Genomic DNA, 16,248 nt, shown 5'->3' on the forward strand with positions numbered 1-16,248 from the left:
GGCGGGCGATCGGGCGCCCGCCGTACCCCGGCCCCACCCGCGATCCCGACCGCGCCGTGACTGTGGAATGTGGACGGATGCCGCTACGCTCGGTGTCCCGCAGGCTCCGCTCGGCAGCGAGGTCCCGATGAACGCACACTGGACCGGATCCCGGGTCCGTTCGATCGCCACCACGCTGGCCGTGGCGCTGACCCTGACCCTGGCGGCGGCGGCCGGATGCGACAGCCGGCAGGAGCCGGAGCTGCCCTCGGTCCAGGAGAAGCTGCGCGAGACCCACATCTACGGCCAGCCCAAGCTGCGGATCGGGGTGGCCACCAACGAGCCGCTGATGGGCGAGCTGCGCAACGGCGTGCACACCGGCTTCGACGTCGAGATCGCCCGCTACATCGCCGCCTCGCTCGGCTACGAGGGCGACCAGCGGCTGGAGTTCGTGTCGGTCTCCACCGAGGACCGCATTCCGGCCCTGCAGGGCGGCGTGGTCGACCTGGTGGTCTCCAGCTTCTCCATCACCGAGGAGCGCAAGAAGCTGGTCAGCTTCGCCGGGCCCTACTTCGTCACCACGCAGGAGGTGATGGTCCCGACCCGGCTGAAGGACCGCGTCCGCACCATCGAGGACCTCCGCGACCCGAAGTACAAGATCTGCACCAGCGGCGGCTCCACCACCGAGGCGGAGCTGGAGAAGCACCAGATCAAGGCGCTGGTGGTGAAGGACGTGGGCGACTGCGTCGAGGGCATCCGGGCCGGGCGGTACGACGCGGTCAGCTCCGACGAGGCCATCCTCGCCGGCTTCCTGGCCACCTTCCCCACCGAGTTCGAGATCGTCGACATGCCCTTCGGCACCAGCGAGCTGCTCGGCATCGGCGTGCCGATCGGCGACCCGGCCCTGCGCGACCTGGTCGCCTTCTTCCTGCAGAAGAGCTACCAGCAGGGGCGGGACGGGCAGACCAGCCCCTGGCTGACCGCGTACAACCGGACGCTGGGCCCGTGGTTGCGGGCGGAGAAGCGGCAACCGCAGCCGCTCGACGTGCCGAAGCTGGTGGACTTCGACGACAAGGCGCCGCGGCGATGAGCACGGCGCCGGCCACCGCCACCGGCGGCCCGGCCGCCGAGGGTCCGGCCGCCGAGAGTGCGGTCCGCACGCCCCGGGATCCCATCCCGCCGGACGCCCTGCCGGCCGGGCGACCGGTCAAGGAACCCGTCCCGATCGACGCGCACGACCAGGTGGAGCGGCGGGCCCGGGCCAGCCAGTCGTTCTGGACGGCGGTGGTCGGCGTGCCGGCGGTCTTCTCCGTGCTCCGGCTCGGGGTGGAGGCCGGCGGCGAGTTGCAGACCACCCTGCTGCTGGTGGCGAACGTAGGCCCGGTCAACCTGCTGGCCGGGTTCGTCACCACCGCGGCCCGGCTGCTCTCCACCGCCCTGGTCGCCGTCTTCGCGCTCGGCGCCGTGCTGGGCGCCAGCGTGGATCGGCTGCCGCCGGGGAGCCGGCGGCGCCCGCTCTTCGCCCGCTGGTCGGAGATCACCCCGGCCTGGTTCGTCGCGGCGAGCTTCCTGCTCGCCCTGGTCACCTGGCCGCTGCTCTACCTGCCGCTGCTGGTGCCGGCGGCCGCCGCCGCCTTCCAGTTCACCCCCGAGCGGCTGCACGAGCGGCCCGGCCCGCGGGTGCTGATCATCGCGGCCCTGCTCGGCGGCTACCTCTGGCTGCTGCTGCCGACGCTGCGGGACGCCTGGCGCCAGGGCGAGCCGCTGCCCGTGCTGCTGCTCGTCGTACCGCCGCTGCTCGCCCTCGCCATCGCCGGGCCGCTGCCCGGCGCGGTGATCCGGCCGCTCGCCTCGGTCACCCAGGCCGCCGTGCTCGCCATGCTGGTCTGGGCGGCGCTACCGGTGATCAGCACGCCGGTGCTGCCGCTCACCGTCACCACCGTCGGGCACGACTCCGGCGCCACCGAGGACGTCCGCGGGCACGTGGTGACCACCGACGACGTGAACATGGTGATCCTCCAGGAGCAGGGCGGCGTCCGGTACGTGCCCGTGGACCAGGTACGCGCGCAGGTGCTCTGCCCGAGCGAGGAGGAACTGCCCCGGCACCGGCTGCGGATCCACGACTTCCACGTGGAGGACTCGCTGCTGGAGGGGCTGGGCCGGCGGGTCCGCCCGGTGCACCGGATCGACGCCGCCTGCCGGGCGGTCGGCTGAGCGCCGGGGTCACCTCGCCGGCTCCCAGCCGACCCCTCAGTACGACTTGTCCTGGCCGAGGACGTGCTGGGCGACGAAGTTGAGGATCATCTCCCGGCTGACCGGGGCGATCCGGCCGGCCCGGACCGCGCCGAGCAGGGTGGCCACGCCGTACTCGGTGGTCATGCCGGCGCCGCCGAGCACCTGGACGGCGGTGTCCACGGCGAGCGCGGCGGCCTCGCCGGTCGCGTACTTGGCCATGTTGCCGGCCACCCCGGCCTCCAGGTCGCGGCCGGCGTCGTAGAGGGTGGCCGCCTTGTAGATCATCAGGCGGGCCAGTTCCACCTGCACCGCCGCGTGCGCGAGCGGGTGGGACACCCCCTGGTGCGAGCCGATGCTCCGGCCACCCCAGACCTTGCGGGTGGCGGTGTATTCCGACGCCCGCTCGATGGCGTACCGGCCGGTGCCGGCGCCCATCGCGGCGACCGTGATCCGCTCTGGGTTGAGCCCGGAGAAGAGCGCCGGCAGGCCGGCGTCCAGCGACTCGCCGACCAGCGCGTCGGCGGGCAGCCGCACGTCGTCGAGGTAGAGCAGGAACTGGTTCTCCGGGGAGAGGATCTCCATGTCCAGCTTGGACCGGGTCAACCCGGGGGCGTCGGTCGGCACCACGAAGAGCGCCGGCTTGAGCTTGCCGGTGGTCGCGTCCTCGGTCCGGGCCACGACCAGCACGTACTGCGCCTCGTCGACCCCGGAGATGTAGCACTTGCGGCCGGAGAGCAGCCAACCGTCGCCGTCGCGCCGGGCCACCGTGCCGAGCCGGTGGAAGTTCGAGCCGGCCTCGGGCTCGGTGATCGCGAAGACCACCTTCAGCGAGCCGTCGGCGAACCCGGGCAGGAAGCGTTTGCGCTGCTCGTCGGTGCCGTGCTTGGTGATCACCGTGGCCGCGATGGCGGGCGAGACCACCAGCAGCAGCAGCGGGCAGCCGGCCGCGGCCAACTCCTCGCAGACGATGGCCAGCTCGGTGATGCCGCCGCCGCCACCGCCGTACTCGGTGGGGATGTTCACCCCGAGGTAGCCGAGCCGGCCGGCCTCGTTCCACAGCTCCGTGGTGTGTTCCCCCGATTTCGCTTTCGCTACGAAATAGGAGTGACCGTACCTGCGGCCCAGCGCGCGGACGGCGTCGCGCAGCTGCTCCTGCTCCGGGGTGAGGTCGAAGTTCATCGCGGGGCCTCCAGATCGGGGTTGACCACGGCCAGCACGGCGCCGGTGTCGACCTGGCCGCCGGCCGGCACCGGCAGTTCGGCCACCACGCCGTCGGTCGGGGCGAGCACGGGGTGTTCGAGCTTCATCGCTTCCAGGGTGAGCAGCAGGTCGCCGACGGCGACCCGCCGGCCGACCTCGACGTGCAGCCGGGTCACCGTGCCGGGCAGCGGGGCCAGCAGCGAGCCGGCGGCCAGCTCCGCGGTGGGCAGCGGGAAACGGGGCAGCTCGGCCAGGCTCGCCGCCCCGTCCGGGCCGTCCACGAAGACCGCCGGCCCCACCCGGTGTACGCGGAACACGCGGCGCACCCCGTCCACGTCGAGCACGACGCGATCGGGGGCGACCTCGACCAGGCTCACCGTCCGGTCGCTGGCTGGATCGGTGGACCACTCGGCGAGCGCGCCGGTGCGGTCCAACCGGTACCGGACCTCGAGCTCTCCGCCGTCGGTGCCGGTGAAGCGGGTGACCTGGGGGAACGCCGGGACGTTCCGCCAGCCGGAGGGGAGCCCGGCGAGCACCGCAGCGGCGGCGCGGCGTTCGGCGGCGCCGGCGAGCGCAGCCGCCAGCGCCGCCAGCGGAAGCTGGTCGGCCGGCAGCAGCGGGGCGAAGACCTCGGGGTGCCGGTCGAGGAAGCCGGTGTCGATCTCGGCGGCGCCGAACTCGGGGCTGCGTAGCACCCGGACCAGCAGGTCCCGGTTGGTGGGCACGCCGTGCAGTTCGGCGCGGCCCAGCGCGCCGGCCAGCGCCCGGACCGCCTCCGACCGGCTGGGTGCCCAGGCGATCACCTTGGCGAGCATGGAGTCGTAGTGGACCGAGACCACCGAGCCGTCGGTGACGCCGGAGTCGAGCCGCAGGCCGGCCTGCTGGAGGTTGCCGAACTGGCGGTCCACGCCGGGGACGGCGAACCGGTGCAGGGTCCCGGTGGCCGGGCGGAAACCCTGCGCCGGGTCCTCCGCGCAGAGCCGCGCCTCGATCGCGTAGCCACGCACCTCGACCCGGTCGCGGAGGGGCTCGGGCAGCGGCTCGCCCTCGGCGATCAGCAGTTGCAACCAGACCAGGTCCAGCCCGGTGACCAGCTCGGTGACCGGGTGCTCGACCTGGAGCCGGGTGTTCATCTCCAGGAAGAAGACCTCGCCCTCCGGGGCGAGGAGGAACTCCACCGTGCCGGCGCCGACGTAGTCGACCGCCCGGCCGGCGGCGACCGCCGCCTCGTGCAGCCGCTCGCGCACCTGTGGGGGGAGCACCCCCGGCGCCTCCTCGAGGAGCTTCTGGTGCCGGCGCTGGATCGAACACTCCCGGACGCCGAGCGCGGCGACCGTCCCATGGGTGTCGCCGAGGATCTGCACCTCGACGTGCCGGCCGCGTTCGACGTACCGCTCGATGAAGACCGTGCCGTCGCCGAACGCGCCGGCCGCCTCGCGGCGGGCGGAGGCGACCGCCTCGGCCAGCCCGGCCGCGTCCCGGACGATCCGCATGCCCCGCCCGCCGCCGCCGGCCGCCGCCTTGACCAGCACCGGGAAGTCGGTGATCTCGGCGGGTTCGGTCCAGGTCGGCAGCATCGGCACGCCGGCCTCGGCGAGCAGCGCCTTCGCCTCGATCTTGTCGCCCATCGCGGCGATCGCCTTGGCCGGTGGGCCGACCCAGGTCAGACCGGCGTCGGTGACCGCGGCGGCGAAGTCGGCGTTCTCGGCGAGGAAGCCGTAGCCGGGGTGGACGGCGTCCGCGCCGGTCCGCCGGGCCGCGTCGAGCACCAGGTCGATCCGCAGGTACGTCTCGGCCGGGGCGTTCCCGGGCAGCCGGACCGCCTCGTCGGCCTCCGCCACGTACGGCGCGTCGGCGTCGGCGTCGGCGTGCACCGCCACCGTCTCGATACCGAGCGCCCGGCAGGTGGCGAAGACCCGGCGGGCGATCTCGCCCCGGTTGGCGACGAGCAGTTTCCGGATCACTGGTCCTGCCTTTCGGGCGCGGGCTTCGCGTTCATCGGGCGCATCACCTCACATCCGGAAGACGCCGAAACCGTCGGCGCCCTTCACCGGTGCGTTGTGGATCGCGGAGAGGCAGAGCCCGAGCACGGTGCGGGTGTCCCGGGGGTCGATCACCCCGTCGTCGTAGAGCCGGCCGGAGAGGAAGAGCGCCCCGGACTGGGACTCGATCTGCTGCTCGACCATCATCCGCATGGCGGCGTCGGACTCCTCGTCGTACTCCCGGCCCCGCGCGTTGGCGGCCTGCCGGGCCACGATCGACAGCACCCCGGCCAGCTGCGCCGGCCCCATCACCGCCGACTTCGCGTTCGGCCAGGTGAACAGGAACCTCGGCTCGTACGCCCGCCCGCACATGCCGTAGTTGCCGGCCCCGTACGAGGCGCCGAGGTTGACCGTCAGGTGCGGCACGGTCGAGTTCGACACCGCGTTGATCATGAGCGCGCCGTGCTTGATGATGCCGCGCTGCTCGTACTCGGTGCCGACCATGTAGCCGGTGGTGTTCTGCAGGAAGAGCAGCGGGGTGTCCGCGGCGTTGGCGAGCTGGATGAACTGCGCCGCCTTCTGCGCCTCCGCGCTGAACAGCACGCCCCGCGCGTTGGCCAGCACGCCGACCGGGTAGCCGTGCAGCTCGCCCCAGCCGGTGACCAGGGCGGTGCCGTACGCCGGTTTGAACTCGTCGAACTCGCTGCCGTCCAGGATCCGGGCCAGCACCTCGCGCGGGTCGAACGGCACCTTGAGGTCGGCGCTCGTGATGCCGAGCAGTTCCTCCGGGTCGTACTTCGGTGGCTGTGGCGCAGAGTTGCGTGGCGGCGGGCCCTGCTTGCGCCAGTTCAACCGGCGTACGCACTGCCGGGCCAGCCGGATGCCGTCCCGCTCGTCGGAGGCCAGGAAGTCGGCCAGCCCGGACGTGGTGGCGTGCATCGCCGCCCCGCCCAGCGACTCGTCGTCGGTGACCTCGCCGGTGGCCATCTTCACCAGCGGCGGCCCGGCCAGGTAGACCTGCGACCGGTCCCGGATCATGATCACGTGGTCGGACATCCCCGGCACGTACGCGCCGCCGGCGGTGGCGTTGCCGAAGACCACGCTGACCGTGGGGATCTTCGCCGCGGAGAGCCGGGTCAGGTCGCGGAACACCCGCCCGCCCGGGATGAAGATCTCCGCCTGGGTGGGCAGGTCGGCGCCGGCCGACTCGACCAGGTTCACCATCGGCAGCCGGTTGGCCAGCGCGATCTCGCCGGCCCGCCGGGTCTTCGCCAGCGACCAGGGGTTCACCGCGCCGCCGCGTACCGTCGGGTCGTTCGCGACGACCAGGCACTCGACCCCCTCGACCACGCCGATGCCGGTCACCACGCTCGCCCCGACCGGGAAGTCGGTGCCGTACGCCGCCACCGGCGACAGCTCCAGGAACGGGCTGTCCGGGTCGAGCAGCAACTCGATCCGTTCCCGGGGCAGCAGCTTGCCCCGGGCGTGGTGCCGGGTCACGTACTTCTCGCCGCCCCCGGCGCGGGCCTGGTCGAGCGCCGCGTCCAGCTCGGCGAGGCGTTCCAGCAGCGCCGCCCGGTTGGCCGCGAACCCGGGCGCGGACGGGTCGACCGAGCTGTCCAGTGTGGTCACAGCCCCATCCCCTTCGCGATGATCTCGTTCATGATCTCGGTGGTGCCGCCGCCGATGCCGAGGATCCGGGCGTCCCGGTAGTGCCGCTCCACCTCGGCGTCGCGCAGGTAGCCGAAGCCGCCGTGCAGCTGGAGCGCCTGGTCGACGACGTGGTCGCAGGCGGCCACCGCGACGTTCTTGGCCATCGCCACCTCGGTCACCACCGGCTCGCCGGCCGCGACCCGGGCGGCCACCTCGTGCACGTACGCCCGGGCCGCCTCGGCGCGGGTGTGCATCTCGGCCAGCCGGTGCCGGACCAGTTGCCGGCTGGCCAGCGGTCGGCCGAAGGTGGACCGGTCCCGGCACCAGCGGGTGGCCAGCTCGACGCAGCGCTGCGCGGTCGCGTACGCCTGGGTGGCGAGGGAGAGCCGCTCGGTGGCGAAGTGCTGCATGATCGCGAGGAAGCCGGTGTTTTCCTCGCCGATCCGGTTGGTCACCGGCACCCGGACGTCGACGAAGGAGAGTTCGGCCGTGTCCGAGCAGTGCCAGCCCAGCTTCTCCAGCCGGCGCCCCACCGTGAAGCCGGGCGTGCCCTTGTCGATCACCAGCAGGCTGAGCTCGCCGCTGCCGGGGAAGTCGGTGCAGACCGCGGTGGTCACGAAGTCGGCCCGGACCCCGCTGGTGATGTAGGTCTTCGAGCCGTTCACCACGTAGTGGTCGCCGTCCCGCCGGGCGGTGGTGCGGATGGCGGCGACGTCCGAGCCGCCGTCCGGCTCGGTGATCGCCAGCGCGCCGATCATCGTCCCGGCCAGGGTGGGACGGACGTACCGGTCGACCAGGTCGTCGTCGCCCCGGAGTTGGCCACCGCCGAGCCGGCCGCGGAGCAGGCCGTCGCTCCGGCCGCCGGCGGCGGCGACCATGTGCGGCAGGGCGATGCCGTGCGTGAAGAGCGCCGCGACCAGCCCGGACGACCCTCCGGCCCGGATGATCTCCTCGGTGACCACGATCGAGTCGAGTAGGTCCCCGCCGCTGCCGCCGACCGACTCGGGGAAGCCGATGCCGAGCAGGCCGATCTTCGCGGCGGTCTCGTGCAAGGACCGGGGCACCTCGCCGGCGCGCTCCCAGTCGTCCAGGTGCGGCAGCACCTCGCGGGTGACGAACGACCGGGTCAGCTCGCGCAGCTGCCGGCGCTCCGGCGTGTCGACGATGGTCACGAGTCCTCCCCGGTGGTGGTGGCCGGCCCGGCCGCGAGGTCGACGGGCAGGTCGACGATCCGGGCCCGGAGCAGCTCGCCGAGCGCCTTGGCCTGCGGGTCGAACCGGGTGGACGCGGCCACCCCCTGACCGAGCAGGCCCCGGATCACGAAGTTCACCGCGCGCAGGTTCGGCAGTTCGTACCGCTCGACGGCCAGCGGCGCGGTCTCCGGCAGCAGCACGGCCAGGCGGGGGACGGTGAGCCAGCCGCGGAGCCACTCGTACGCCCGGTCGGTGCGGGCCCAGACGCCGAGGTTGGCGTCGCCGCCCTTGTCGCCGGAGCGCGCGCCGACCAGCTCGCCGAGCGGACCGCGCCGGGTGGGCCCGCCGGCGACCGGCGGCGGCTCGACCGGTGCGAGATCCGGAGCCTCGGGGGCCGTGCGGGTCGGCGGCGCGATCGGCACCCGCTCGCCGGAGGGGAGCACCGCGACGTGCGCCACCGCGTCCTGCGGCACGGTGTCGGCGGTGAACACCCCGTAGGGCGTCGCGTCGCCGGGCAACGTGGTCAGTGTGCAGCCCGGGTAGGAGGCCAGGGCCAGCTCCACCGCGGCCGCCGAGAAGGCCCGCCCGGCCCGTGCCCGGTCGCCGTCGCGCAGGTGTACGTACAGCAGCGCGCTGGCCGCCTCGGTGTCGGCGGCGTCCGGGTGGTCGGTGCGGGCCAGGGTGAACTCCAGCCCCTCCTTGCCGACCGCCTCCTCGATCTGGCCGCGGACCAGGGCCGCCTTCGCCGGGATGTCGAGTCCGCAGAGGACGAACGTCATCGAGTTGCGGAAGCCGCCGAGGTTGTTGACGCCGACCTTGAGGGTCTCCGGCGGGGGTGTGCCCCGCACCCCGCCGACCCGGACCCGGTCCGGGCCGTCGGCGCGCAGGGTCACCGTGTCCAGCCGGGTCACCACGTCCGGCCCGGGGTAGGCGGGCCCACCCACCTCGTAGAGCAGCTGGGCGGTGACCGTCTCGACGGTGACCGCGCCGCCGGTGCCCGGGTGCTTGGTGATCACGCAGGAGCCGTCCGGGTGCAGCTCGGCGATCGGGAAGCCGGGGCGGTGCCCGCCGTCGGGCAGTTCGGTGAAGAAGCTGAAGTTGCCCCCGGTCACCTGGGCGCCGCACTCCACCAGGTGGCCGGCGACGGTCGCCCCGGCCAGCGCGTCGAGGTCGTCGCGGCCCCAGCCGAACCGGGCGATCGCCGGGCCCACCACCAGGGACGCGTCGGTGACCCGCCCGGTGACCACCACGTCCGCGCCGCCGTCCAGGCAGGTCGCGATGCCGAACGCCCCGAGGTAGGCGTTCGCGGTGAGCGCGTCGGGCCGGGACAGCGCGTCGCCCTCGACGTACCCGACCCGGACCGGCAGGCCGAGCCGGTCGGCGAGCGCGCCGATCGCGGCGGCCAGGCCGGCCGGGTTCAGCCCGCCGGCGTTCGTCACGATCCGCACGCCCCGGTCCAGCGCGGTGCCGAGGCAGTCCTCCAGTTGGCGGAGGAAGGTCTTCGCGTAGCCCAGGGTAGGGTCGCGCAGCCGGTCCCGGCCGAGGATCAGCATGGTCAGCTCGGCGAGGTAGTCGCCGGTCAGCACGTCCAGGTCGCCGCCGTCGAGCATCTCCCGCCAAGCGGTGAACCGGTCGCCGTAGAAGCCGGAGGCGTTGCCCACCCTGAGCACGTCGCTCATGCCGGCACCTCGCTCCCGGCGGTGGCGGGCGGGCGGCCCGTACCCGGCGGGCCGGCGAACGCCTGGGCCACGTCGAGCCACTCGTCGGCCACCGGGCCGGTGGCCGTCAGGGCCAGGTCGGCACGGTGCCGGCGCTGGGTGACCAGCAGGCAGAAGTCGAGCGCCGGGCCGGTGACCCGGTCGGTGGCGTCGGCCGGGCCGTGGCTCCAGGTCGTCCCGTCGGGTGCCGCGAGCTCGACCCGTACCGGCGCGGTCGGCACCGGCCGGCCGTGGGCGGCGAAGCTGTGCCCCAGGGTACGGAAGCCGAGGTACGCGACGTGTCGGAGCCGGTCGGTGGCGGGCCGGGTGACGCCGAGCGCGTCGGCCACGTCCTCGCCGTGCGCCCAGGTCTCCATGATCCGGGCGGTGGCCATCGAGGCGGGTGACATCCGGGTGCCGTACCAGGGCAGCTTGTCGCCCGGCGGGGCGGCGGCGAGGGCGGCGGCGAGCGCCCTCCGCCCGGCGCGCCAGCGGGTCAGCAGTTCGGCGGGCGGGGCGAGGAACTCCTCGGCGCCGTGGTCGACCAGCCGGGCCGGATCCGGTGCGGCGCTGACCGAGGCGAAGAAGGCGACGGCGTCGGTGGCGGCGAGCAGCGCCACATGGTCGGTCCAGGCGAGGTGGGCGATCTGGTGCCCGACCGTCCAGCCCGGCGCCGGGGTCGGCCGGGCCCAGTCGGCCGGCCCCAGCGGGCTGACCAGGGCGTCCAGCTGCTCGGACTCGGTGGTCAGATCCGCGAGCAGGTCTGCGAGGTCGACCATGGTGCCTCCGGTCGGGACGGGCCGTCAGGGCGTGAGCAGGGTGGCGAGCTGGCGCTTCCAGGTGGCGAGCAGGGCGGCGCGGCGGGTCGAGTCGTCGTTGAGCAGGTTGGCCACGCCGAGCCCGCGGAGCAGGTCGAGGGTGGCCTGGACGGCCTCGCGTACGCCGGGGCGGCGCTCGTCGACGCCGAGCAGGGCGACGGTGAGGCGGTGCATCTCCCGGCCGACCCGGGCCTCCAGTGGCACCAGGGCCTCGCGCAGCTCCCGGTCGGTGCGCGCGGCGACCCAGAGTTCCAGGGCGGCGACGAAGAGCGGCCCGGTGAAGGCGGCGCCGAGCAGGTCGACCACCCGGTCGAGTCGCTGCGGGCCGGCCGGCAGGGCCTCCGCCTCGGTGCGCAGCTCGGCCGCCCGGCGCTCGGCGAGGTGGTCGACGGCCGCGATGACCAGGGCCGCCTTGGTGGGGTAGTGGTGCAGCTGGGCGCCCCGGGAGACGCCGGCCCGGGCCGCGACGAGCGTGGTGGTGGTGCCGGACCAGCCGTGCTCGATCAGGCACTCGACGGTCGCCTCCAGCAGCCGGGTGCGGGTGGCGCGGCTGCGTTCCTGTTGAGGGACGCGGGTCGATGCGGCGGGCACGGGGACAGCGTGCCGCCCCCGAAACAAACAGTCAAGCCTGACTTTTTTGGGGGCGCCTGCGACGACGACGGGCTGCTTCGGGCGCGGGCACTGTGGAGCTGATGTCACAAACGATTCACAGGACTGCGACCGGTCGGGGCCCGACGGCGACCGCGGACGCTGCCATCGGGGTGCGGGTGATGCCGCAGACGATTCAGCTCCACAGCGGCCGGGCTGACAAGGATGGGCCCTTCCCGGCAGTCGGGCACCTGACCGGTGTTCCTCGTCGGGCTCGCGCGGGCCGACGGCGGAGCGCGACCACGGGCGGGTGGCGGCCCTGTCGGCCGGACCGAGGCGGCGTCCCCGCCGGCCGGGCCGCCGGATGGGCTCGGTCGGGAGTCAGCGACCGTCGCGCGGAGCGAACACGGCCAGCGCGTCGGCGTCGCTGTGCCGGGAGCGCAGGTACTCGTCGGCCCACTCCGCGGCGTCCGGGAAGGACGACTCGGCGGCCACCCGGACGCAGGCGGCGTCGACGTCGAAGTCCGTCCGGCGCAGGTGCACGCCCGGCCCGAGCAGTGCCCAGTACGCGCCCGGGCCGCCGTACGGCATGCCGACGCTGCCGGGGTTGACCACCAGGCGGCGGTCGACCAGCCGGGTGAACGGCATGTGGGTGTGCCCGCAGACCACCGTCCGCACCTCGGCCGGCACGTCGGCGAACACCTCGGCCCAGCGGGCCATCCGGGTGTCGACCAGCACGACCTCCTCGTCGTCGCGCGGGGTGGCGTGGCAGAACAGCACCGGCCCGAGGCCGGCGACCTCGAGGGTCACCGTCAACGGCAGCGCCGCCAGCCGGGCCACCTGGTCGTCGCGGAGCTGCCCGGCGGCCCAGTTCGACACCTCGATCGGGGAGGCGCGGCCGGCGCGCGCCTCGACCAGCTCCCGGTCGGCGTTGCCGCGTACCCAGCAGACCCGGTCGCCGAGGCCGGCGAGCAGGTCGAGCACCTCGACCGGCTGCGGGCCGGCCGCGATGTCGCCGGAGAGCACGATCAGGTCGGCCGCGGCGACGTCCGGCTCGGCCAGCACGGCCTCCAGCGCGGGCAGCGCCCCGTGGATGTCGGAGAGCACGGCGACCCGGTTCAGCATCGCTCCAGCCTGCGCGAGGAACGGCCGTCGGGTCCAGGAATTCTGCGCCGGGCAGACGGAGCAGCCGAACGGCCCGGACCGACGACGCGGTCCGGGCCGGGTTGCTCGGCGACCGGGGCGGGCCCGGCCGGGTCAGACGCGGGCGCGGCGGGCCAGGCGCTCCGGGTCGAGGATGATGATGCTCTTGCCGTCCAGCCGCAGCCAGCCCCGGGAGGCGAAGTCGGCCAGCGCCTTGTTCACGGTCTCCCGGGAGGCGCCGACCAGCTGGGCGATCTCCTCCTGGGTGAGGTCGTGGGTCACCCGCAGCACGCCGCCGTCGCGGGTGCCGAACCGGCCGGCCATCTGGAGCAGGTTCTTCGCGACCCGCCCGGGCACGTCGGTGAAGATCAGGTCGGCCAGCGAGTCGTTGGTCCGGCGCAGCCTCCGGGCCAGCACGCGGAGCAGCTGCTCGGCGATCTCCGGCCGGTTGTTCAGCCACGGCCGCAGCGCCTGCTTGCGCAGCCGCACCAGCCGGGTGTCGGTCACCGCGGTGGCGGTCGCCGTACGCGGACCCGGATCGAAGAGCGACAGCTCGCCGACCATGTCCGACGGACCCATCACCGCGATCAGGTTCTGCCGGCCGTCCGCCGCCCGGCGGCCGACCTTGATCTTGCCAGACAGCAGGATGTAGAGACTGTCGCCGGGCTCGCCCTCGTTGAAGACGACCTCGCCCTTGCGGACCTCGATCGTCTCCATCTCCTTGGCAAGCGCCTCGGCAGCCTCCGGGTCGACTCCCTGGAAGATCCCGCTGCGGGCCAGTACCTCGTCCATCGCGCACCTCCGGTTGCGCGTGCCGTCTTCTCGGCCGGGTCCGCCGTCCGCTGATCCCTCGCGCGCCGCCAAGTCTAGGCACAGTTGAGCGCGAATCAGAGGCGCACCCCTGGAATCTTGATCCCCGGGCGTAACCCCGCCGACCCGCCCGACCAGTAGGATCGGGCGATTTCCGGGCCCTGACGGCCCGGCCACGCCCCGGGTCGTAGGGTCACGGCGTGCTGAGCGACCCCCTGCTGACCACCCGCCGCGAGGGCGGGCGCGATGTGCCGCTGCTGGTCTGGCGCGCCGACCGCCCGCTGCGGGCGGTCAGCTCCGCGCCGCTGGGCGGCGGCATCGGGGAGCGGCGGTGGGTGGTCAACGCGACCGTGCCGATGTCGTACGACCGGGACGACCCTGCCGACCACCTGGCCGGCCTGGCCGGCCAGCTCGGCCTGGACGGGGTCGGAGTGGGCCTGCTGACCGGCGTCGACGTGGCGGAGGTGGTGGCCCGGACCGACACCGGCGTGCGGGCCTGGGCGACGGTCGGGCTCGGCACCCCGGTCTGGGCCGCCGCGCCCGCGCCGGCGGCGCCCGGGCAGCGGGTCGGCACGGTCAACATCGTGCTGTACGTCCCGGCGCGCCTCGGCGACGCCGCCCTGGTCAACGCGGTCGCCACGGCCACCGAGGCGAAGGCGCAGGCGATCGGTGAGCTGGGGATGCCGGGCACCGGCACCCCCACCGACGCGGTCACCGTGCTCTGCCCGGCCGACGGGCCGGTCGCCGAGTACGGCGGCCCCCGCTCAGCCTGGGGGGCGCCGCTGGCCCGGGCCGTGCACGCCGCCGTGCTGAGCGGCGGGGCCGGCGCCGTGGTCCCCTGGTCCGATCGGCTGGCCGGCTGAATCTCTGGCCGATCGGCCCTCGTCCGCCCGTTTTCCGACCGGTAGGGTCGCGGGCGATGTACGCAGCCGCCCGCACTCCGCCCCGCCCGCGCCGCCGCCCGGCGCTGGCGCTCGTCGCGCTGCTCGCCGCCCTGCTCGCGGCCGGCTGCGGCGGCGACCCGGCGGGCGACCCGGTCTGGCAGCCCGGCGCGGGCGGTGGCGCCACCGGCGCCCCGGTCGGCTCGGCCCCCGCGGAGCAGCCGGCCGAGAAGTCGATCTCGCTCTCTGCCACTGGCGACATCATCATGGGCAACGCGCCCAACCGGCTGCCCGCCAACGGCGGGAAGGGCTTCTTCGACTCGGTCGAGAAGGCGCTCGCGGCCGACCTGGTGATGGGCAACCTGGAGGAGCCGCTCACGGTCGACACCGGCACCGGCAAGTGCGGCGCCAACTCGACCCGCTGCTTCCAGTTCCGGGCCCCGCCGGAGTACGCCGCACACCTGCGCGACGCCGGCTTCGAGCTGCTCAACCAGGCCAACAACCACGGCTACGACTACGGCCCAAAGGGCTACGAGAACACCCAGAAGGCCCTGGAGCGCTACGACCTGGCGCACACCGGCGCCCCCGACCAGATCACCGTGGTCGAGGTGGAGGGGGTCAAGGTCGCGGTCGCCGGCTTCTCCTCGTACGTCTGGTCGAACAGCCTGGTCGACATCGCCGAGGCGAAGCAGGTGATCACCAAGGCGGCCGGCAAGGCCGACCTGGTGGTGGTCCAGGTGCACATGGGCGCCGAGGGGTCGGACAAGACCCGGGTGCGGCCCGGCACCGAGCTGTTCCTCGGCGAGAACCGGGGCGACCCGGTGAAGTTCTCCAAGGCGATGATCGACGCGGGCGCCGACCTGATCGTCGGGCACGGCCCGCACGTGCTGCGCGGCATGGAGTTCTACAAGGGCCGCCTGATCGCCTACAGCCTCGGCAACTTCGCAGGCGGCGGCAACTCGCTGAGCAACGCCGGCCGGCTCGGCTGGGGCGGGGTGCTCAAGGTGTCGCTGAAGCCGGACGGCAGCTGGGCCGGCGGCTCGTTCGTCTCGACGTACATGAACTCCGCCGGCAAGCCGACCATGGACGGCGACGACCGGGGCCTGGGCCTGGTGCGGCAGCTGACCCGCAGCGACTTCCCGAAGACCGGCGCCCGGTTCGACGACGCCGGCAAGATCAGCCCCCCGGCGGAGGGCTGAGCCGGCGGCTCGGCGCGTGGGTCCCGGCGGTTCGTCGGACCGGCGACGTAGGCTGGCCGGCGTGACCACCAGCTCTCCCGGGGCCACCGAGACCGACCTGGGCCGCAAGCGCCGCGCCCGGAAGATCGGCCGGGTGCTGACCGAGACCCACCCCGACGCGCACTGTGAGCTCGACCACTCCAACCCGCTGGAGCTGGCCGTGGCCACGATCCTCTCCGCCCAGTGCACGGACAAGAAGGTCAACGAGGTCACGCCGAAGCTCTTCGCCCGCTACCCGACCGCCGCCGACTACGCGGGCGCGCAGCGGGCCGAGCTGGAGGAGCTGATCCGGCCCACCGGGTTCTACCGCAACAAGACCGACTCGCTGATCAAGCTCGGCCAGGCCCTGGTCGAGCGCTACGACGGCCGGGTGCCCGGCAAGCTGGCCGACCTGGTGACGCTGCCCGGGATCGGTCGCAAGACGGCCAACGTCATCCTCGGCAACGCCTTCGACGTGCCCGGCATCACCGTCGACACCCACTTCCACCGGCTGGTCGGCCGCTGGCGGCTGAGCGGCGAGACCGACCCGGTCAAGGTCGAGCACGCCATCGGGGCGCTCATCGAGCGGCGCGACTGGACGATGTTCTCGCACCGGGTGATCTTCCACGGCCGGCGGGTCTGCCACGCCCGCAAGCCGGCCTGCGGCGCCTGCACGCTGGCCAAGCTCTGCCCGTCCTACGGCACCGGCCCGACCGAGCCGGCCGCGGCCGCCAAGCTGCTCAAGGGTCCCCGCGCGCGGGACCTCGCGGTGGCCGCCGGGGTCGACCCGGAGCTGGTGCCGGCCCAGGCGGTCGTCGCGGAGGCGCCGTGAGCGCGAGGAGTGAGCCGGTC

14 protein-coding genes are annotated in these 16,248 nt (G+C 74.1%); 5 read left to right on the top strand and 9 right to left on the bottom strand.

Translation table 11 applies throughout. From position 1 onward, the window contains the following. Window positions 1-127: 127 nt before the first annotated feature. The gene (locus tag ACVCAH_RS00470) at window positions 128-1,069 is read left to right on the top strand and encodes a transporter substrate-binding domain-containing protein (RefSeq protein WP_447134018.1); all 942 of its coding nucleotides are present in this window, start codon (window positions 128-130) and stop codon (window positions 1,067-1,069) included. Further along, window positions 1,066-2,193, top strand: a complete 1,128-nt coding sequence (locus tag ACVCAH_RS00475) for a hypothetical protein (RefSeq protein ID WP_447134019.1) — start codon at window positions 1,066-1,068, stop codon at window positions 2,191-2,193. Before ACVCAH_RS00470 ends, ACVCAH_RS00475 begins: the two co-directional genes overlap by 4 nt. A 36-nt stretch (window positions 2,194-2,229) precedes the next feature. Here ACVCAH_RS00475 and ACVCAH_RS00480 read toward each other — a convergent pair whose 3' ends face one another. The 9 genes from ACVCAH_RS00480 to ACVCAH_RS00520 all read right to left on the bottom strand — a co-directional run bounded on the left by ACVCAH_RS00480 (window position 2,230) and on the right by ACVCAH_RS00520 (window position 13,280). Further along, window positions 2,230-3,393, bottom strand: a complete 1,164-nt coding sequence (locus ACVCAH_RS00480) for an acyl-CoA dehydrogenase family protein (RefSeq protein WP_447134020.1) — start codon at window positions 3,391-3,393, stop codon at window positions 2,230-2,232. Next, complete coding sequence (locus ACVCAH_RS00485) at window positions 3,390-5,378, bottom strand: ATP-binding protein (RefSeq protein ID WP_447134021.1); 1,989 nt, start codon at window positions 5,376-5,378, stop codon at window positions 3,390-3,392. The genes ACVCAH_RS00480 and ACVCAH_RS00485 overlap by 4 nt, the downstream gene beginning before the upstream one ends. Before the next feature lie 48 nt (window positions 5,379-5,426). Beyond that, window positions 5,427-7,028 carry an acyl-CoA carboxylase subunit beta gene (locus ACVCAH_RS00490; RefSeq protein WP_447134022.1) on the bottom strand — a complete coding sequence of 534 codons (1,602 nt, stop codon included), beginning with the start codon at window positions 7,026-7,028 and terminating at the stop codon, window positions 5,427-5,429. Beyond that, complete coding sequence (locus ACVCAH_RS00495; protein ID WP_447134023.1) at window positions 7,025-8,221, bottom strand: acyl-CoA dehydrogenase family protein; 1,197 nt, start codon at window positions 8,219-8,221, stop codon at window positions 7,025-7,027. Before ACVCAH_RS00495 ends, ACVCAH_RS00490 begins: the two co-directional genes overlap by 4 nt. After that, entirely contained in the window at window positions 8,218-9,921 is a 1,704-nt protein-coding gene (locus ACVCAH_RS00500; RefSeq protein WP_447134024.1) for an acyclic terpene utilization AtuA family protein, read from the bottom strand. The genes ACVCAH_RS00495 and ACVCAH_RS00500 overlap by 4 nt, the downstream gene beginning before the upstream one ends. Further along, on the bottom strand, window positions 9,918-10,718 hold the full coding sequence (locus ACVCAH_RS00505; protein WP_447134025.1) for a TIGR03084 family metal-binding protein: 801 nt from the start codon (window positions 10,716-10,718) through the stop codon (window positions 9,918-9,920). Before ACVCAH_RS00505 ends, ACVCAH_RS00500 begins: the two co-directional genes overlap by 4 nt. Before the next feature lie 24 nt (window positions 10,719-10,742). Then, window positions 10,743-11,348 carry a TetR/AcrR family transcriptional regulator gene (locus ACVCAH_RS00510; protein ID WP_447134026.1) on the bottom strand — a complete coding sequence of 202 codons (606 nt, stop codon included), beginning with the start codon at window positions 11,346-11,348 and terminating at the stop codon, window positions 10,743-10,745. Between the two features lie 378 nt (window positions 11,349-11,726). Continuing rightward, window positions 11,727-12,470 carry a metallophosphoesterase family protein gene (locus ACVCAH_RS00515; RefSeq protein ID WP_447134027.1) on the bottom strand — a complete coding sequence of 248 codons (744 nt, stop codon included), beginning with the start codon at window positions 12,468-12,470 and terminating at the stop codon, window positions 11,727-11,729. A gap of 132 nt (window positions 12,471-12,602) precedes the next feature. Beyond that, complete coding sequence (locus tag ACVCAH_RS00520) at window positions 12,603-13,280, bottom strand: Crp/Fnr family transcriptional regulator (RefSeq protein ID WP_007073398.1); 678 nt, start codon at window positions 13,278-13,280, stop codon at window positions 12,603-12,605. Window positions 13,281-13,498: 218 nt separating this feature from the next. Here ACVCAH_RS00520 and ACVCAH_RS00525 point away from each other — a divergent pair, with 218 nt between their 5' ends. The 3 genes from ACVCAH_RS00525 (at window position 13,499) to nth (ending at window position 16,228) form a co-directional block, all read left to right on the top strand. After that, on the top strand, window positions 13,499-14,161 hold the full coding sequence (locus ACVCAH_RS00525) for an adenosylcobinamide amidohydrolase (protein ID WP_447134028.1): 663 nt from the start codon (window positions 13,499-13,501) through the stop codon (window positions 14,159-14,161). A gap of 56 nt (window positions 14,162-14,217) precedes the next feature. After that, window positions 14,218-15,378 (top strand): CapA family protein, encoded by a 1,161-nt coding sequence (locus tag ACVCAH_RS00530; protein ID WP_447134029.1) that lies wholly within the window; start codon window positions 14,218-14,220, stop codon window positions 15,376-15,378. Window positions 15,379-15,439: 61 nt separating this feature from the next. Next, window positions 15,440-16,228, top strand: a complete 789-nt coding sequence (gene nth / locus ACVCAH_RS00535; RefSeq protein ID WP_447134030.1) for an endonuclease III — start codon at window positions 15,440-15,442, stop codon at window positions 16,226-16,228. Window positions 16,229-16,248 lie beyond the last annotated feature (20 nt).

The sequence above is a fragment of the Micromonospora sp. LZ34 genome (genome assembly GCF_052981855.1).